Source organism: Leptobacterium flavescens (assembly GCF_010671605.1).
Lineage (GTDB): Bacteria > Bacteroidota > Bacteroidia > Flavobacteriales > Flavobacteriaceae > Leptobacterium > Leptobacterium flavescens.
Genome location: NZ_JAABOO010000003.1, coordinates 15,522 through 33,666 on the forward strand (window position 1 = coordinate 15,522; position 18,145 = coordinate 33,666).

Here is an 18,145-nt window from a genome sequence, read left to right on the forward strand (position 1 = left end):
AACATCTTATCAAAATTAACTAAAAGTTCCTCAAAATAAAATTGTAGTTTTATCTGTTAGTGTATCAATAAACCATTGAAAAAGAAGTGAGTAATTTTTCCGCAATACAAAATAAGCTAGAGCAATTCATCAATAAGTACTACCGAAATGAATTGATAAAAGGTGCTATCCTTTTTGTGAGTATAGGTTTTCTTTATTTTCTGATCACCCTTTTGGTAGAGTATTTTTTATGGCTCGACAGCACGGGGCGAACCATTTTATTCTGGTCTTTTGTCCTGGTAGAAGCTGTTTTGCTTATTAAGTTTATCGTGTTGCCACTGGCGCATCTGTTCAGGTTCCGAAAGGGGATCAATTACAAAGATGCTTCGATGATCATCGGAAATCACTTCAACGAGATCGGCGATAAGCTGATCAATGTGCTTCAGCTGGCCGAAGACGACAGTAAATCGGAATTATTACTGGCCGGAATAGAGCAAAAATCTGCAGATATACAGCCGGTTCCTTTTAATCTGGCCATCAATTTTAAAACTAATGTCAAATATCTGAAATATGCATTAGTTCCGTTATTATTGTTTTTAACTATTTATATATCAGGTAATTACGATGTTTTTTCCAAGAGCTATGAGCGTGTGGTAAACTACAATACCAGCTATGAACCACCGGCACCTTTCCAGTTTGTTATCGCCAATGACAATATGAGAGCGCTGGAAGGGCAATCCTTTGTGCTTAATGTAAAAACCGTTGGAGATGTGATCCCGCAGGAGGTGGAAATTCACCTGGGTGATGAAAGATATTTTTTACAGAACACGGGTTCCGGAAATTTCAGATATACTTTTACCCAACCCGGTTCTCCCATCGATTTTTATCTGTCCGCCAACAAGGTCAGGTCTAGGCAGTACTCCATAGATGTAGTTAAGGTACCCACCTTGCTGAACTTTGAGATGGAGCTGGATTATCCGGCCTACACCAGAAAGCAGGACGAGGTTATTAAGAGTACCGGAAATGCTATTATTCCAGAGGGCTCCAGGGTAAAATGGAAGATCAATGCCCGGGAAACCGATAAGGTAGAGCTTATCCTGAACGATACGGTCTGGAATTTTGATAAGGATGAGAATGATTTTGCGCTGAACAAGACACTTTACAATGATCTGGAATATGAGGTAGGTACCAGCAACGGCAATCTGGAGCGTTATGAGACCCTGGGATATTCTATAGAGATCGTTAAGGATAAATATCCTGAAATAGAAATGATGTCGGAGAGAGATTCCATGTCTCCGGATAACAGGATGTATTTCCTGGGGCAGGTTTCTGATGATTACGGTGTTGCGGCTTTAGAGATCGTTTTTTATCCTCAAAATGAAGAAAATGATAAAAAAACGGAGAAAATTTCCATAAATGGAGGTGTTTTTGACCAATTTACCTATGCTTTTCCAGGAAATCTTGAATTAAAAGACGGCGTAGACTATGAATTTTACTTTCAGGTAACGGATAACGATGCTATCCACAAAGGGAAAAAAACCAAGAGTCCCGTATTTAATTTCCGCAAATTATCGCAATCGGAGCTCGAAAGAGAGCAATTAAAGCAACAGGGAGAAACCATCAAGGACCTGAATAAGTCGCTGGATCGCTTAAAAGAGCAGGAAAAAGAGCTCAATGCTATCTCCAAAAACCAAAAAGAGAAAAAAGAACTCAATTTTAACGATAAAAAGAAACTTCAGAACTTCCTTAACCGTCAGAAGCAGAGTGAAACTTTAATGAAGAACTTCAGTAATGAGCTCAAACAAAACCTGGAGGAGTTCCAAAAGGAAGAAGAACAAAGTGATGAATACAAAAAATTGCTGCAGGAACGCCTGGAGCGTCAGCAGAAGGAAATTGAAAAGAACGAGAAGTTGCTGGAAGAACTGGAGAAGTTAAGTGATAAGATCAACAAGGAGGAGCTGAGCAGAAAGCTGGAGCAACTGGCCAAGCAACAACAAAACAACAAAAGGAGCCTGGAGCAGATCCTCGAACTTACCAAACGTTATTACGTACAGGCAAAAGCAGCCAAAGTGCAAAAAGATCTGGAAGAGCTGGCCAAAAAACAAGAAGAACTTTCCAACAAGGAGGGGGAAGAAAACAATAAGGAAAAACAGGAGGAGCTGAATAAGAAATTTGATGATGTTAAGGAAGATCTGGAGGAATTGCAAAAAGAGAATGAAGATCTGCAAAAGCCGATGTCATTAGACAGAGATGAGAAAAAAGAAGACGAGATAAAGGAAGAACAAAAACAGGCTTCCGAAAAACTGGAGGAAAACCAGAAAAACAACGACCAGAATTCTCAGCAGAAAAATAAGAGCGAGGCTCAAAAAAATCAGAAGAAAGCTGCTCAAAAGCTCAAAGAGTTAAGTGATCAGTTACAACAGCAAATACAACAGGGAGGAGCCGAAGGAGAAACTGAAGATGCTGAGATGTTAAGACAGATCCTCGACAATCTGGTTTTGTTTTCTTTTGATCAGGAAGATGTATTGAACAAATTCTCGGAACTCGGAAATGAAGATGCTTCATTTGCCAAAAACCTGAGAAAGCAAAATAATCTCAGAGAATTATTCGGACATATAGATGATAGCCTGTTTGCACTTTCTTTACGCCGGCCGGAGATCTCAGAGCAGATCAACAGAGAAATAACCGATGTGTATTTTAATATTGATAAGGCACTGGAGCGTCTGGCTCAAAACAGAATCGGCCAGGGAGCAGCCAGTCAGCAATCGGCTTTGACCGCCGCCAATAATCTGGCTGACTTTTTAGGGGATGTCCTCGATAATATGCAACAGAATATGAGTGGTCAGGGACAAGGGCAAGGGCAAGGATTCCAGCTTCCCGATATTATACAAAGCCAGGAACAAATACAGCAGCAATTCCAACAGGGTCTTGATAAACAAAAAGGACAGGACGGAAAAGAAGGAGAAGGAAAAGATGGCGAACAGGAAGGTGAAGGCCAGGATGGAAAACAACAGGGGGAAGGGAAAGGTTCCTCCGGAGGGGATGGAGATGAACAGCTTTCGGAAGAGCTTTATGAGATCTTTAAACAACAACAACAATTAAGACAATTGCTGGAAGAGCAATTAAAGGATGTTGAAGGAAAAGGAGCCAGGGGAAATGCCGATCGTCTTTTAAGGGAAGCCGAGCAGATAGAGAATGAATTACTCGAAAAAGGGTTTAACGAAAGAACTCTTCAACGGATGACCAATCTAAAACATCAGCTTCTTAAACTGGAAGATGCTGCTTTTGATCAGGGCAGAAAACAGGAAAGAGAAAGCATTACCAACAGGAAGGAATTCGATAATAATACAGGAAGTCAGCAAATTGATATTAAACAATATTTCAATCAGATAGAAATATTAAACCGACAAGTGTTACCTTTGCGCCAAATTTACAAAAAGAAAGTGCAGACTTATTTCAAAGGTGATGATTAATTTCCATTATGAGAATGATTTTTTATTAGAAGATGAATCACTTTTTTCGGACTGGATATCTAGGGTAGCCAGTTCGGAAAATCACACGGTCGGGGATATCAATTATATCTTCTGCGACGATGCCTATTTGCTTAATTTAAATCAACAGTATTTAGATCACGACACACTCACCGACATAATCAGTTTTGATTATACAGAGGGTGAAATTCTACACGGAGATATTTTCATTTCAACCGAACGGGTCAGAGAAAATGCCAGCACATTTGAAGTTAGTTTTGAAAAGGAACTTCAAAGAGTTATGGTACACGGTATCCTTCACTATTGCGGATATAAGGATAAAAGTGAGGAAGAATCCGCCGAAATGCGTTTAAAAGAAAACGAAAAATTAAAGATGTTCCACGTGGAACGTTAATCTGCTTTTTATTATTTTCATCATAAAAGATTGTACAAATTATGTTTGATAAGGAATATGATGTAATTGTTGTTGGTGGGGGGCATGCCGGTTCTGAAGCTGCAGCCGCTGCTGCCAACATGGGTTCTAAAACCCTTCTGATTACCATGAATCTTCAAAATATTGCTCAGATGTCATGCAACCCGGCTATGGGGGGTATTGCTAAAGGGCAAATCGTGAGAGAGATCGATGCCCTTGGAGGCTATAGCGGAATCGTAACAGACAGGACCGCCATACAGTTTAAGATGCTCAACAAATCTAAGGGACCCGCCATGTGGAGTCCGAGAGCCCAAAGCGACAGAATGCGTTTTGCTGAGGAGTGGAGATTTATGCTCGAGCAAACTCCAAACCTAGATTTCTATCAGGAAATGGTATCAGGATTACTGGTTGAAAACGGAAAAATAAGAGGAGTAAGAACATCGCTCGGAATAGAAGTAAAAGCGCAAACCGTAGTATTGACCAACGGGACTTTTCTAAACGGACTAATACATATTGGTGAAAAACAATTCGGTGGTGGAAGGGCAGGAGAAAGAGCCTCCACAGGTATTACGGAAGACCTGGTTTCTTTTGGTTTTGATTCCGGAAGAATGAAGACCGGAACACCTCCAAGAGTTGACGGACGTTCTCTGGATTACAGTAAAATGAAAGAGGAACCCGGAGATATAAATCCGGATAAATTCTCTTATTCCAATGTTACATCCGCACTTAAAGAACAGCGCTCCTGTCATATGACCTATACCAGTAAACAGGTACATGAATTACTGCAGGAAGGCTTTGATCGTTCTCCTATGTTCAACGGAAGAATCAAGAGTATCGGTCCACGATATTGTCCCTCGATCGAGGATAAAATAAATCGCTTTGCAGACAAAGACAGACATCAGATCTTTGTGGAACCCGAAGGATGGAATACGGTAGAAGTATATGTAAATGGCTTCTCAACTTCCCTTCCGGAGGATGTACAATTTAAAGCGCTTCGTGCGGTAGAAGGATTTGAAAATGTAAAATTCTTCCGCCCGGGATATGCTATAGAATACGATTATTTTCCGCCCACACAATTAAAGCACAGTCTCGAAACAAAGCTTATAGAAGGACTGTATTTTGCTGGACAAATTAACGGAACTACGGGTTATGAAGAAGCAGCTTCTCAGGGGCTGATTGCAGGAATAAATGCCAGTCTTAAGATACAGGAAAAGGATCCTTTTATTCTAAAAAGGAATGAAGCTTACATCGGAGTACTTATAGATGATCTTATTACCAAGGGTACCGAAGAGCCATACCGAATGTTTACCTCCAGGGCAGAATACAGAACTTTACTCAGACAGGATAATGCAGATTTCAGACTGACACCTGTGTCTTATGAATTAGGTTTAGCTAAAGAAGACAGGATGCGTCGTATGGAAAAAAAGAAGAAACAATCGGATGCTTTTGTTCAGTTTTTCAGAGAAACCAGCATCAAACCTGAAGAGGCAAATCCAATTCTCGAACAGGTAAATTCTTCTCCGATGAAACAATCAGATAAGATGTTCAAGGTGTTTTCCAGACCCAATGTTACGCTCGAAGCTCTGAGTACTATTCCAGCTGTTTCCAATTATATTTCCGAAAACGAACTGGACAAAGAGGTGATGGAGCAAACAGAAATTGAAGTAAAATATGCCGGCTATATTCAAAAGGAAAAGAACAATGCGGACAAGCTAAGCAGGTTGGAGGATATAAAAATTCCTGAGAATTTCGACTACGACAAACTCAAATCCCTGTCGTATGAAGCCCGTGAAAAACTAAAAAAAATCCGACCGGTTAGTCTATCTCAGGCATCGAGAATTAGTGGAGTTTCTCCAAACGACATAAGTGTAATGTTGGTTTATATGGGAAGATAATCGCGTTTTGTTCCACGTGGAACAAAACAAAAAACAGATGCTTATCAACAAAATCCGTATACTTGTTCACCCGTTTTTTCATAGTATCTTTTGCTAAAAAAGACAAAGTTTACAGCTAAATATAGTTTTGAAAAAGTGGAAAGATCATTTATCAGTCTAATTTATTTTAAAAATAGCCATTAGGAATATTCCTTCAAAACAAGATTAACTACTATCTTTAAACCGGAAAACTAAGAATACAATTTACCTTAATGACAGCTTCAAAAAATACCGCCGATCCATTTCTTATATGTAAAGACCATACCGTTTCGGGAGAAGAATTTCAACTTCTTTACGATACGGAATACGATATGCTGATCACTCATCCGCAACCTTCCATAGATAAGCTGCCTTCATATTATAAAAGTGAAGACTATATTTCTCATACCGATTCCAGTAGAAACCTCTTTGAATATATTTACCAAAAAGTAAAATCCTATGCTCTTCGTAAAAAACTGGGACTTATAAATTCTCTTCAACCCGAAGGAGGAAATCTTCTGGACCTGGGAGCAGGAACCGGCGACTTTTTACACACAGCCAAAAAGGGAGGATGGAATATTTTGGGAACCGAACCCGATGCAGATGCCAGGAAGCTCGCTCTCGAAAAAGGAGTGGAACTTCATCTCAGTTCCGAATTATTTCCCGGGAAACATTTTCATATCATAAGTATGTGGCATGTGCTGGAACATGTTTCCGATCTTCAAAAACAGACCCGGGAATTGAAGCGTCTTTTACATCCGGAAGGAACATTACTGATAGCTGTTCCGAATTACAAATCTCTTGATGCAAAAATTTACGGAGCTCATTGGGCCGCTTATGATGTTCCACGACATCTATGGCATTTTTCACAATCTTCGATTTCCGCACTTATGAAACAAGAAGATCTTATGGTTGAAAAAGTGCTTCCCATGAAATTTGATTCTTATTACGTGAGTCTGCTTTCCGAAAAATACAAAAGTGGTAAAATGAATTTTTTGAAGGCTTTTATCAACGGATTTCGATCAAACAGGAGTGCAAAACGCAGTGGGGAATATTCCTCCCTCATTTATGTGATTAAAAACAGCTAAAATCCAATTTAAAGCCATTTCACGGCTTTTCACCGCCTTCCCGCTGTCATATCATCAGCCTTTTTAAATACGCTCTCATGCTCCTTTATACGGCTTCAATAAAATAAAGATAATTTATCGCGTTATAATTTTACAATAAGTATTCTTTATATTATAAAGTCCATGTATAAAACCAAACATTTTCGCCCTGACTTTCATATTTTTGCGATCAACATAATATTTACAAAATGAAAAAAATAGTTTTGGGGATTTTAATGACTGCTTCATTAATTTCCTGTCAGCAGGAAAAAAATGCCTTTATACATAACACGACCCTGATCAATGATTATGAAGAACGAAAAGAGATAGAGGCAAAATTTAAAAAGAAGGTGGAGGCTTTCCAGAAAAAAACAGATAGTCTTTCACAGTTGTTTCAGATAGAAGCTACCGAATTCCAAAATCAGGCTGCCAAGCTTCCGCAACAAAAAGCTCAGGAGCGTTATAATGAATTATTGCAAAAGCAACAATTCATGCAACAGCAACTAGGTCTTGAAGAACGTCAGATCCAGCAGGAGAGTCAGACAGAGATCGATTCCCTGATCAGCAAAGTACGAAGGTTTATTAAAGACTACGGAAAGAAAAACGGCTATACCTATATCTGGGGTGCTAACGAAGCAGGAAGTGTTTTATACGGCCAGGAAGGGAAAGACATTACACAGGAAGTTCTTAAAGCTCTGAACGATTCCTATAAAAAATAAATTGTTTCACATGAAACCATAAAAAAACCCTGACCGTGAAGTCAGGGTTTTTTATTTCTATTTTGTTTCTATTGTGTTCTTATCTTTTCAATTCCGTCCTGTATATTGAGTCTGTCCTTAGGCAGGAAGCCTTTAACGATCAATACCGCTCCACAGAGCACCAGGATGATCCCCAGCATTTTTTTAATGATCAGGATCCTCTTAGGAGTTAGTTTTTTCTTAAGTCGCTTAGCCAGTAAGATCTTAAACATATCCGTTATAAAGTAGGTTGCCAGCATAGCCCCAAAGAAAACCATAAACCTGTTCGGGTCATTATCCAGGTTCGGGCCGACAATTACAATAACCCCCAGCCAGAACACCAGGACCCCAATATTGATAAAATTAATTAGAAAGCCCTTTATCATCAGGCCGGGATAGTTTGTCCTTTTGACATTTACAGCCTGGGTTTCACTGCAGATCTCCTTGGGTTTCTTCAGAAAGGTGATCAGTCCGTATACAAGAAGTATCATCCCTCCAAAGACATAGAGTCCGGGTTGATTGCTTAAATTCTCCAATAACTGAAAACTACTGAAATACGCCAGGAAAAGGAAGATAACATCGGCTACTATCACTCCGAAGTTAAAAGCGAGAGCCGCCCTGAATCCTTTTAGGGCACTGGTTTCGAGTAAAACAAAAAAAACAGGCCCTATCATAAAACTCAAAAAAAAGCCAAGTGGAATAGCAGCCTGTATATCTTCAAACATATATTATTTTACTCTTTAAGACAATTTAAAAATAATTTGATAAACGGAAACCATAGGGGCAAAAATTATTGCTCAATGATCTTACCTCCTAAAAATCTTTTCTTGTCAATGACTTTAGGGTTTCCATAAATGCGAATTGTTCCTCCGGCCTTTACCGAAGCCTTCACATATTCGGAAGCGTTGATGTAAGCAGTTCCCCCGGCATTTACCGTAACGGAGGTTTGTTCCGTAACCAGGCGATCCCCTTCGTAATTACCTCCGGTATTTACCGTAATAGTCTGATTAATGGCATCTCCTATGGCCTCGATCTTTCCACCGGTAACCGATTTAACGATCAGGCGTTGTACATCCGTCTTTACATCTATCTCTCCCCCTTCCTGGGCTCTCAGTTCCAGACTTACTTCTTCTATCACATCATCTCCTTTAATAGACGCATTTTCGTTTACGTCAAGCAAGGTGAGTCTTCCGTTGTAATATACCGTTGCAAATGTTCTATATCCACTGAAGATCTTATCGATCTCCATTCTGATCTTCAGGCGGCCGTTATTATTTACTACCGCTACCTTATCACTGTCCTCTCCGCTAACGACTACTTTATTCTGATCGGATTTTACCAGATTAACAGAAATTCCGTCAAAAACCTTCAGCTCGTCAAACTTTCCCGTTTCCTTTTCCAGTTTCCCCTGGGCGAAAACGGTTGTGCTTAATAGCACTACTACTAACTTTATTACTGTCTTCATTTCTTAAATTTTCTTTTTTAATAAGATAAGATTATCCTCAGATTGTTACAATTCTATGTATATAAACTTATGTTAAGTGTCTAACTGTACACTTCTTCCCTCTTACCTAAAAGTTCAAAATCGAGATGGCGTTTAATAAGATCGGTGCTCTTTACTTTAACAACAACCTCATCTCCAAGCTGATACATATTTTTGCTTTCCTCACCTACCAGGGCATATTGCTTCTCATCAAAATTATAGAAATCATCTTTAATTTCCCTGATCCTTATCATTCCTTCGCATTTATTTTCTATAATTTCAACATAGATCCCCCATTCGGTCACTCCAGAGATCACTCCCACGAATTCTTCATCCTGATGATCCTGCATAAAACGTATCTGCATATACTTGATAGAATCTCTTTCGGCGTTGGCTGCAAGACTCTCCATATCGGAAGAGTGCCTGCACATTTCCTCATAGCTTTCCTGCTTGGCAGATTCACCCTTATCCAGATAATGTTGTAGCAAACGGTGTACCAAAACATCCGGATATCTTCTAATGGGCGAAGTAAAATGCGTGTAATAATCAAAAGCCAATCCGTAATGGCCTATATTCTCTGTCGTATAAACTGCTTTACTCATACTTCTGATAGCTAAAGTATCTACCAGATTCTGTTCTTTTTTTCCCTGAACTTCACTCAGTAAATTGTTCAGAGAACTGGTAATGGTCTTTTTGCTCTTCATATTAAGGGCATAACCAAATCTGGAAATGACTCCCTGTAAAAGCATCAGTTTCTCTTCATCCGGCTCGTCGTGTATCCTGTATACAAAGGTAGGTTCAGGATTTCTTTTACCGATAAACTCCGCTACCTTTCTGTTGGCCAGCAGCATAAATTCCTCTATCAGCTTATTAGCATCTTTGGCTTCCTTAAAGAAAACACCCACCGGATCGTTTGCCTGATCCAAATGAAATTTAACTTCTATTTTATCAAAAGAAATCGCTCCATCCCTCATTCGCTCCCCTCTCATTTTCTTGGCGAGTTCGTCCATTTTAAGAATGGCCTGCACAATAGTATCATCTACTTCGTACTCCCCTCCTCTTATAGAAACGGAATCATCTATTTTGTTGGTTCTGTTTTCAATGATATGCTGTGCCTCTTCGTAGGCAAACCGTTCATCAGAATAGGTAACTGTTCTTCCGAACCATTGTTTTAAGACCTCTGCTTTATCATTCATTTCAAATACTGCAGAAAAGGTGTATTTCTCTTCATGTGGACGCAAAGAACAGGCCTTATTGGAAAGCACTTCCGGAAGCATAGGCACTACCCTGTCTACCAGGTATACCGAAGTAGCTCTTCTGTAGGCTTCATCATCCAGGATCGTTCCGGGTTGAACATAATGTGAAACATCAGCAATATGTATCCCTATTTCATAATTTCCGTTTTCCAGCTGCTCAAAAGAAAGTGCATCATCAAAGTCTTTTGCGTCTTTAGGATCTATGGTAAAAGTAAGTGTCTTACGCATATCCCTTCTTTTTGCGATCTCCTTTTTACTGATCGAGGTATCCAACTGATTGGCAAAATGCTCTACTTCCAAAGGAAATTGATACGGTAAACCGTATTCGGCAAGGATAGCGTGTATTTCGGTATTGTGCTCTCCGGGTTTACCCAGGACTTCCGTTACATAACCATATGGCGAATCTGCCTTATCGGGCCAGTCATTGATCTCTACCAGCACCTTATCTCCGTCCTTCGCCTTTCCTACCTTCTCTTTGGGAACAAAGATATCGGTATACATACGAAGGTCCGTAGGCACGACAAAAGCAAAGTTCTTCTGCATCTGAACTATACCCACAAAAGAGGTTTTGGCCCTTTTAATAACCCTCATGATCTCCCCTTCCAGCTTTTTTCCTTTACGTCTGGGATACACATATACCTCTACTTCATCGTTGTGTAAGGCCTTGTTAAACTTATTGGCGGGAATAAAAACATCGTTCTCCAGCTCATCACAGATGACATAGGCATTTCCTCTAACATTGATATCAATAATTCCGGTAAAATAATTTTGAGATGGGATGGCTTTGTACTTACCTCTTTCTACTTCCTCTATCTTCTTTTTTTCCTTGAGTTGAACCAGTCGTTTAATAAGTAGATTTCTTCCGCTGGCATCTGTAATTCCAAGTTTTGAGGCAATTTGTTTATAGTTGAAAGATTGGTTTTTATTTTGTTCTAGTACAGAAAATATTCCTTTTGTAATCTCGTATTTTTTATGTTTTTCAGCTCTCTTTTTCTTTCTTGACATATATCATTAATTGGTTTAGAAAAGTACGAATAAATATTGAAGTTCGGATTATCTTAAAAAAAGTTAAAAATTTATTAAAAAAAATGTAACATTTTGCTTTTGAAATCGTCTTTAATAATACCTAACTATGCAAAACACGTGAAAAGAGTCTATAAAATAATCATCCTTTTTGTGGTCATTTTCCTGATCGGTGTATTTTCTTTTGCCGGTTATATCAACTATTCCCTGAAAAAAAATGACGAACTAAAAGCTGTAGACAGCAGTAAGACTTCCAAAAAAGGATCGGCTAAGACTACTTATCTTAATTAAATCTTTAGTAAATTAGATTGTATCAATATTTACAGTAAATGGAAAATTTTATTGTAGTAGCTACATTTACCTACCCTTTTGAATACGCTGTTCTGAAGTTAATTTTGGAAGAGGAAGGTATCCCTTATGTTTTTGAAAATGAAACAATGGTTGCCATTACACCTTTTTATTCTAATGCCTTAGGAGGGATAAAACTTAAAGTCCATAGAAAAGATGCTAAAGCAACCATTGAAATAATTAAAGACTTGGGGCAAAAAAATTCAAATCTTCGAATCGTTTAATTCACCTATTTTAGAAGAATTTTTTTGGTAAAGGTTCCAATTTCACTATTAATCTGAAGTACATAGACATTGCTTAATGCATTCCCCAGAGGAATAGTATTTTCACCTTCATTCAAGTCTCTACTTACCACAGCAACTCCCTGTAGGTTAATGATGTTAAGAGAGGCCTTACGGTCGCTATTAATATTTAAGGTTTTATCATTTCCAATGAAGAAACTGAAAGTTCTGTCAAGAACCTCTTCAATGGCATTATCGTTTGCACTCTGAACACAGTTGGCAGAAAAATTAGCATCAAAATCCATATTCCATCTTCCGGTAACACTTTTTGCATTATCAGAAACGATATCGTCATCTGCTGTAATACAGTTCAGACCAGGATTCCCTTCAGCTCTGAAGATCTGGAAATTAGCATTGTTACCATTTCTGATATTCAAAGATTCAAGCTTGTTATAAGCTACCAAAACCGCATACAAAGCTGTATTTGAAGAAAGGTCAAGATCGGTAATACTGTTGTATAATACATTGATCTGTTGCAGGCTTGGGTTTGTATTTGTATTTAATCCGCTAAGGTTGTTATTACTTGCAGTAATCTGAACCAGCTCAGGAGAATTATCTACATTCAATGCAGACAAATTGTTGTACTCTGCGTTGATGATCTCCAGTAAAGGCGAATTACTAACATCTAAAGAAGTTAACTGGTTGTTCTGGCAATACAATTTTTCCAATTGCTTGTTATTTACCAGGTCAAGTTCTAAAAGATTATTATCGGCTGCAGCAAGGTAGGTAAGGTTCCTGTTGTTATACAGTACTAATTCGGACAGCCTGTTGTTGTAAACGTTTAGCTTTTCCAGTTTTGCATTATTGGAAACATTAATAGAGCTAAGTTTGTTGTTGTATACACTTACTTCCTTTAAGTTAGTGTTCTGGCTAATGTCTAAAGAAGTAATATCATTTTCATCTGCTATTAAAACCTCAAGATTAGTAAAGGCTTCAATTCCGGAAAGATCCTTTATCCCTTTTCCGGATATATCCAGGTAACTTACCTGAGTCATATTCTCCATAGCAATCAATCCATCAGGATTTCCACTGTCATATCCAAGCTCAATAAGAACGTTTTCAAAGTTAGCATCTCGGATCTCTAAAGTCTGTGCATTTATTAGTGTCGTACATAATAAAAATGCGAAGTAAAGTTGTCTCATGGTAATCTGTTTTTGGGGTTTAACAAGACTAACTTAGAAAAAAATCTGGAAAGTATCGATAAAATACACAATTTTTTCGATGAACTGCACGTTATACTAAATCGTTCCTACATTATAAGAGTTTAAAGAAATAAATAATAATTAACAGTAATTATATAATTACAATAAATTCTTTTTTAAATAAAATAAAATGATGGATTATGATGGTCTGTTAATTTGATGAATAAAAAAGCTTCGATTAATTTTTTATTCCGGGAATAGTATAAATATACATTTTAATCAACAGCTTATTAATAGGCTAAAGATTTAAAAATGAAAAAATTGATAAATTACTTCAACAGTTGTCAACAAGTTATTTGAACATATCTTTTTTAATAATTAGAGTACTTAAAAACTGTTGATATTTAGGAAAACGGGTTTTAATAAATCAGGAACAATTTGTAAAAAAACCTCTTGTTTTATCCGATCAAAAATCCATATTTAAATTTTCTGCGAAATACACAAAAATAGTTTTGTCAATTAATCAATAAATATCAACATTTTATGTTAGTTTTTAATTAACTGATATTTAACTAATTGTAAAACAAAATTAACACGCCTATTTGTAAGAGTTGATAGCCAGTATTTTTTACCTTTGTCACATCATACAACACACTAAACAAAATTAAAAATGAAAATTGCAATTGGAAATGATCACGCCGGAACAGAATACAAGTTTGCTATTCTGGGTTTACTTAAAACCATGGGTATTGAAGCCGAAAATTACGGTACCGATGATATCAGCAGCGTTGATTATCCTGATTTTATTCACCCGGTAGCAGATGATGTGGAAAGCGATAAAGCAGATCTGGGAATCATTATTTGCGGAAGCGGGAACGGAGCTGCCATGACTGCCAACAAACATCAGAAGGTAAGAGCGGCACTTTGCTGGAATAAAGAACTTACCGAACTGGCACGTCAGCACAATAATGCCAATGTACTTAGTATCCCGGCCAGGTTTGTATCCTTGAACCAGGCACTTGAAATGGTAAAAGCATTTTTAGATACTGAATTCGAAGGTGGCCGACATGCCAACAGGGTAAACAAGATCCCTCAAAACTGCTAAGATCGAAGCGGAAATATTTCTTTAAATAATGCTGAATATAAAAGTCAAAAGTTTTAAAGAGCTGAGCTCTGATGAACTTTATGAACTGCTGGAACTTCGCAGTGAAGTTTTTGTGGTGGAACAAAGCTGTATTTATCAGGATGTTGACGGGAAGGACCGGAAAGCCATTCACGTTCTGGGAGAAAAGGCAGGAAAGATCGTTGCCTATACCCGCATTTTTAAAGCCGGAGATTATTTTGAGTATCCGAGTTTCGGGAGGGTTGTGGTTAAAGAAACAGAACGCAAATACGGTTATGGCCACGATATAATTAAAGCTTCTGTAGACGCGATAAGAAGCTTTGATCCGGAATCAAAAATCAAGATCTCCGCCCAGAGTTATCTTCGAAAATTTTATGAAAGCCACGGTTTTTTCCAGGAAGGAGAGGAATATCTCGAAGACGGGATCCCTCATATCTCCATGCTGAAAGAATAAGTTATCAGGCTTTAAACAAATGGATCCAGATAATCCGGGATGCCCTCATATTAAAGAATGACAGGGCAACCATGGAAAAAGCAATGATCAGGAATATTCTAAGGTCTATAGCCTTTTCAAAAAAGAAGGAACAAATAAAATAAATAGCAATAGCTTCTGCTACGGTAAGCATATAACTTACATACATAGCCCCGTAAAAATAACCGGGCTCCTTTTCAAAAGTATGTTGACAAACCGGACATTTTTTATTCATACGTGGCATTCTTAATCTTAAAAGAGATCCTCTTTTCTCATAAATATCTCCTTTATGACATTTATGACATTTTCCTTTAAGTAACTGTGATATAGCTATTTTCATGAGTTATTTATTTTGTACAAAATTAGAGTATCCCTTATTTTTATATTGTTTGTTTTATCGCTATTTATAGGATAAAAAAGACATTTTGTACTTTTGGAATGTGAAAAAACTACCTGTTTATACCATTGATAGATTTGAAACGCCGGTCGGAGACCGGAACATCTATATCAATAATTTCAGGGACCACCTCAAAACACATTCTTTTATTAAGGAACCCCATGGCCATGATTTTCATCTGCTGGTCCTTTTTACCCGGGGAAAAGGGATGCATGAAATAGATTTTAACCGCTACCCCATACAGAAAGGAAGTGTATTTATGTTACAACCCGGTCAGATGCATCACTGGGAATTATCTGATGATATAGACGGCTATATCCTTTTTCACTCCAGGGAGATCTACAACCTGTATTTCGGTCAGAAAAATATAGATGATTATCCTTTTTACTATTCGGTTTACAACACGCCTTTCCTCACTTTGAATAAAATCGAAACCCAAAAAGTAAAGAGTTTATTTGAGCATATCACTGAAGAATATTCAAAGGAAATACTTTTTAAGAATCACGTATTTCTCAATACTTTGGATATGATCTATATAGAATTATCCAGAAAATATATCGAAAGCAATACGCATAAGGTACATTCTTATTCGGAGCAGTTGCGAAAGCTGGAAAACCTGATAGACCTTTATTACAGGGAGCATAAATCGCCGTCTTTTTATGCAGATAAAATGAATATAAGTTTAAAACACACCAACCGTATCTGTAAAAGCACCCTTAACAAGACCCTTACGCAGATCATTGGTGACCGCCTGATACTGGAGGCAAAAAGAATGCTTTTAAAACAACATCTTTCGGTAAGTGAGATAGCTGCATTTCTGGGCTTTACCGATTATTCCTATTTCTCCAGGTTGTTTAAAAGCAACAGCGGGGAAACACCTTCCGATTTCAGAAAAAAATACAAACTCAGGAAATAGTATGACCGAAACATAGAATATAACCGTTGTTATCTTCTATCTCGAAATCCCGGTTCCCGTATTCCGTATCCCCGATCGTTTTTATAATGCTGATCCCTTTGGATATAAATTCTTTGTAGAGTGCATCGGCATTTTCAACCCAGATATAGGCGTCCCATGCCTCCGCCCCGTCTGTATGCCAGCCTGCTTCCAGGTGAGGAATACGGTTCGGCCTTGTCATTCCCGCTTTTTTTAATTGCCGGAACATCAGGCTTACTTCTCCCCTGCTTACTATGGAAAACATGGGCGCATCTCCTAAAAAATCGATGGAAAAACCTAATTTCTGAACATAGAAATCAACCGTTTCCGGAACGTTCTCTACAATAAAATAAGGCGCGATCTTTTTCATGATCCGGGCTGCGGGCTTTTACCTCAGCAGTTTCTCATACTTATTTTTATCTCCGAGTAATTTAGAAGAAACCGTAATGGCTTCGTCGTTCTTAAGATAGTAATCAAACAAACCTTCTCTGTAGAAATAACGCTTGATGATCTCTTTTCTCAGGTTGCTTAACAGCTCTTCCTTATACGTATTCAGAGCCTCAGCTTTGCTGTTCTCTATATCGGTAAGCAGCTTTTGATAGTCGGCCTTTACCGATGGTCCGAATTCATCGGATTCGTCGCTGGCCATGATCTGTTTCAGGGCTTTTTCTGTCTTGGTCTCATAGCTAAACCCACTGTTGGTTACGAACTGCTTAAAATTATTGTAATCGGATGATTTAAATGAAAAATCGCTCAGGTTGTTTATAGTGTTATCATAGTAATACTTGGTAGCATAATCGAATACCACATTATTTTCCAGCAGCGACTTGGTGAGCTTACTTTCCTTCAGGGAAGCGATCTCCACATCGGGGAATACTCCTCCTCCGTCGTAAACTGTCCGCCCGTTTCGGGTTTTAAAAGCATTGAAATTGGAAGCTTCTGTCCTTACTGCATTTCCGTTCTCATCCCTGTTCCAGTAATCCAATGCCTGGATACATCTTCCCGATGGGGTATAGTACCTGGAGATGGTAACTTTTAATTGTGTTCCGTAGGTGAGTTTCAGCGGACGTTGTACCAGGCCTTTTCCAAAGCTTCTGGCACCGACAATAACGGCTCTGTCAAGATCCTGCAGGGCCCCTGATACAATTTCACTGGCCGATGCACTTCTCCCGTCAACTAATACCACCAAAGGAACATTGGTATCTACGGGTTCGTTACGTGTCCTGTATTGCTGATTGAATTTTTTGACTTTGGATTTAGTGGTAACTATCAATTGTCCTTTAGGAACAAATAGATTGGTCACATTAATAGCTTCTGAAAGGAGTCCGCCAGGATTTCCTCTCAGATCCAGAATAATTCGCTCCGCTCCGTCGGACATAAGTTCCTGAAGCGCTTTTTTGGTTTGTTTGGAAGCCTTTCTGTTGAATTTTGAAAGGACAATATAACCGGTCTTATCGTTTACTTTTCCGAAATAAGGAACCGCATCTACTTCTATTTCTTCACGGGTCAGAGAAGTGGTATTGGTCTTCCCCATTCTTTTATAGGTGATATCGATCTTACTTTTTACCGCACCTTTTAACAACTCACTGGCATCATCTTTAAAATCGGCGATCATTATATCGCCAATCTTAATGATCTCATCCCCGGCTTTCAGACCGGCAAGATCGGCAGGATATCCTTTATAGGGCTCTACGATCAGAAGTTTATCGTTGTACGAGCGTACAACAGCTCCTATTCCCGAATATTCCCCGTTATTCCTGATCTTATATTCCTCTACATCCTGCTCATTCAGAAAACGCGTATAAGGATCCAGGTCGTCCAGCATGCTTTTGATGGCGGTATCCATTAATTCTGCAGGATTGGTCTCATCCACATAATTCATATTGAGCTCTTTAAAGAGTGTGGTGAAGATCTCTATCTGCTTGGCAATTTCAAAAAAGTTACTCTTAAATCCGGTTCCTACGAACAAGATAGTTACCGTAGCAACTATCAACACAATGCGCTTTTTCATCTACTTCAAAATTTTATTATTTCGGGTGATAAGCAAA

Annotated in this window: 17 protein-coding genes; 10 read left to right on the forward strand and 7 right to left on the reverse strand. The window is 38.4% G+C overall.

Going from position 1 to position 18,145, the window contains the following annotated elements:
* Nucleotides 1-86 precede the first annotated feature (86 nt).
* From GWK08_RS12235 to GWK08_RS12255, 5 genes are all read left to right on the forward strand, one after another.
* Nucleotides 87-3,452 (forward strand): DUF4175 family protein, encoded by a 3,366-nt coding sequence (locus GWK08_RS12235; protein WP_163607507.1) that lies wholly within the window; start codon nt 87-89, stop codon nt 3,450-3,452.
* Entirely contained in the window at nt 3,445-3,864 is a 420-nt protein-coding gene (ybeY, locus tag GWK08_RS12240; protein ID WP_163607508.1) for an rRNA maturation RNase YbeY, read from the forward strand. Before GWK08_RS12235 ends, ybeY begins: the two co-directional genes overlap by 8 nt.
* 41 nt (nt 3,865-3,905) lie before the next feature.
* Nucleotides 3,906-5,777 carry a tRNA uridine-5-carboxymethylaminomethyl(34) synthesis enzyme MnmG gene (mnmG, locus tag GWK08_RS12245; RefSeq protein WP_163607509.1) on the forward strand — a complete coding sequence of 624 codons (1,872 nt, stop codon included), beginning with the start codon at nt 3,906-3,908 and terminating at the stop codon, nt 5,775-5,777.
* Between the two features lie 251 nt (nt 5,778-6,028).
* Entirely contained in the window at nt 6,029-6,883 is an 855-nt protein-coding gene (locus GWK08_RS12250; RefSeq protein WP_163607510.1) for a class I SAM-dependent methyltransferase, read from the forward strand.
* A gap of 227 nt (nt 6,884-7,110) precedes the next feature.
* Nucleotides 7,111-7,620: an OmpH family outer membrane protein gene (locus GWK08_RS12255; RefSeq protein WP_163607511.1), complete on the forward strand. Its 510-nt coding sequence runs from the start codon at nt 7,111-7,113 to the stop codon at nt 7,618-7,620.
* Between the two features lie 68 nt (nt 7,621-7,688).
* On the opposite strand, the gene GWK08_RS12260 is transcribed toward GWK08_RS12255, so the two are convergent.
* From GWK08_RS12260 to rnr, 3 genes are all read right to left on the reverse strand, one after another.
* Complete coding sequence (locus GWK08_RS12260; RefSeq protein WP_163607512.1) at nt 7,689-8,363, reverse strand: LysE family translocator; 675 nt, start codon at nt 8,361-8,363, stop codon at nt 7,689-7,691.
* 65 nt (nt 8,364-8,428) lie between these two features.
* The gene (locus tag GWK08_RS12265; protein ID WP_163607513.1) at nt 8,429-9,103 is read right to left on the reverse strand and encodes a head GIN domain-containing protein; all 675 of its coding nucleotides are present in this window, start codon (nt 9,101-9,103) and stop codon (nt 8,429-8,431) included.
* An 80-nt stretch (nt 9,104-9,183) separates the two neighbouring features.
* The gene (gene rnr / locus GWK08_RS12270) at nt 9,184-11,382 is read right to left on the reverse strand and encodes a ribonuclease R (protein ID WP_163607514.1); all 2,199 of its coding nucleotides are present in this window, start codon (nt 11,380-11,382) and stop codon (nt 9,184-9,186) included.
* 138 nt (nt 11,383-11,520) lie between these two features.
* Between rnr and GWK08_RS12275 the strand changes: the two genes are divergently transcribed.
* Together GWK08_RS12275 and GWK08_RS12280 are read left to right on the forward strand one after the other, a co-directional pair.
* Nucleotides 11,521-11,691: a hypothetical protein gene (locus GWK08_RS12275; protein WP_163607515.1), complete on the forward strand. Its 171-nt coding sequence runs from the start codon at nt 11,521-11,523 to the stop codon at nt 11,689-11,691.
* A 38-nt stretch (nt 11,692-11,729) separates the two neighbouring features.
* Nucleotides 11,730-11,972, forward strand: a complete 243-nt coding sequence (locus GWK08_RS12280; protein ID WP_163607516.1) for a DUF2007 domain-containing protein — start codon at nt 11,730-11,732, stop codon at nt 11,970-11,972.
* A gap of 5 nt (nt 11,973-11,977) precedes the next feature.
* Here the strand turns inward: GWK08_RS12280 and GWK08_RS12285 are convergent, their stop codons facing one another.
* On the reverse strand, nt 11,978-13,171 hold the full coding sequence (locus GWK08_RS12285) for a T9SS type A sorting domain-containing protein (protein ID WP_163607517.1): 1,194 nt from the start codon (nt 13,169-13,171) through the stop codon (nt 11,978-11,980).
* A 670-nt stretch (nt 13,172-13,841) separates the two neighbouring features.
* Between GWK08_RS12285 and GWK08_RS12290 the strand changes: the two genes are divergently transcribed.
* A complete protein-coding gene (locus GWK08_RS12290; protein ID WP_163607518.1) occupies nt 13,842-14,276 on the forward strand; it encodes an RpiB/LacA/LacB family sugar-phosphate isomerase in 435 nt (144 codons plus the stop codon).
* A gap of 28 nt (nt 14,277-14,304) precedes the next feature.
* Nucleotides 14,305-14,748, forward strand: a complete 444-nt coding sequence (locus GWK08_RS12295; RefSeq protein ID WP_163607519.1) for a GNAT family N-acetyltransferase — start codon at nt 14,305-14,307, stop codon at nt 14,746-14,748.
* A 4-nt stretch (nt 14,749-14,752) separates the two neighbouring features.
* Here the strand turns inward: GWK08_RS12295 and GWK08_RS12300 are convergent, their stop codons facing one another.
* A complete protein-coding gene (locus GWK08_RS12300) occupies nt 14,753-15,106 on the reverse strand; it encodes a DUF983 domain-containing protein (RefSeq protein ID WP_163607520.1) in 354 nt (117 codons plus the stop codon).
* A 100-nt stretch (nt 15,107-15,206) separates the two neighbouring features.
* Here GWK08_RS12300 and GWK08_RS12305 point away from each other — a divergent pair, with 100 nt between their 5' ends.
* Complete coding sequence (locus GWK08_RS12305; RefSeq protein WP_163607521.1) at nt 15,207-16,079, forward strand: AraC family transcriptional regulator; 873 nt, start codon at nt 15,207-15,209, stop codon at nt 16,077-16,079.
* On the opposite strand, the gene GWK08_RS12310 is transcribed toward GWK08_RS12305, so the two are convergent.
* Together GWK08_RS12310 and GWK08_RS12315 are read right to left on the reverse strand one after the other, a co-directional pair.
* Nucleotides 16,069-16,467 carry a VOC family protein gene (locus GWK08_RS12310; RefSeq protein WP_163607522.1) on the reverse strand — a complete coding sequence of 133 codons (399 nt, stop codon included), beginning with the start codon at nt 16,465-16,467 and terminating at the stop codon, nt 16,069-16,071. The genes GWK08_RS12305 and GWK08_RS12310 overlap by 11 nt on opposite strands.
* An 18-nt stretch (nt 16,468-16,485) precedes the next feature.
* Entirely contained in the window at nt 16,486-18,108 is a 1,623-nt protein-coding gene (locus GWK08_RS12315; protein ID WP_163607523.1) for a S41 family peptidase, read from the reverse strand.
* Nucleotides 18,109-18,145 lie beyond the last annotated feature (37 nt).

Bases quoted from the DNA above. Each gene is read 5' to 3' on its own strand.
- ybeY (WP_163607508.1), top strand. From the start codon at position 3,445: ATGATTAATTTCCATTATGAGAATGATTTTTTATTAGAAGATGAATCA.
- mnmG (WP_163607509.1), top strand. From the start codon at position 3,906: ATGTTTGATAAGGAATATGATGTAATTGTTGTTGGTGGGGGGCATGCC.
- GWK08_RS12250 (WP_163607510.1), top strand. From the start codon at position 6,029: ATGACAGCTTCAAAAAATACCGCCGATCCATTTCTTATATGTAAAGAC.
- GWK08_RS12255 (WP_163607511.1), top strand. From the start codon at position 7,111: ATGAAAAAAATAGTTTTGGGGATTTTAATGACTGCTTCATTAATTTCC.
- GWK08_RS12260 (WP_163607512.1), bottom strand. From the start codon at position 8,363: ATGTTTGAAGATATACAGGCTGCTATTCCACTTGGCTTTTTTTTGAGT.
- GWK08_RS12265 (WP_163607513.1), bottom strand. From the start codon at position 9,103: ATGAAGACAGTAATAAAGTTAGTAGTAGTGCTATTAAGCACAACCGTT.
- rnr (WP_163607514.1), bottom strand. From the start codon at position 11,382: ATGTCAAGAAAGAAAAAGAGAGCTGAAAAACATAAAAAATACGAGATT.
- GWK08_RS12280 (WP_163607516.1), top strand. From the start codon at position 11,730: ATGGAAAATTTTATTGTAGTAGCTACATTTACCTACCCTTTTGAATAC.
- GWK08_RS12285 (WP_163607517.1), bottom strand. From the start codon at position 13,171: ATGAGACAACTTTACTTCGCATTTTTATTATGTACGACACTAATAAAT.
- GWK08_RS12290 (WP_163607518.1), top strand. From the start codon at position 13,842: ATGAAAATTGCAATTGGAAATGATCACGCCGGAACAGAATACAAGTTT.
- GWK08_RS12295 (WP_163607519.1), top strand. From the start codon at position 14,305: ATGCTGAATATAAAAGTCAAAAGTTTTAAAGAGCTGAGCTCTGATGAA.
- GWK08_RS12300 (WP_163607520.1), bottom strand. From the start codon at position 15,106: ATGAAAATAGCTATATCACAGTTACTTAAAGGAAAATGTCATAAATGT.
- GWK08_RS12310 (WP_163607522.1), bottom strand. From the start codon at position 16,467: ATGAAAAAGATCGCGCCTTATTTTATTGTAGAGAACGTTCCGGAAACG.
- GWK08_RS12315 (WP_163607523.1), bottom strand. From the start codon at position 18,108: ATGAAAAAGCGCATTGTGTTGATAGTTGCTACGGTAACTATCTTGTTC.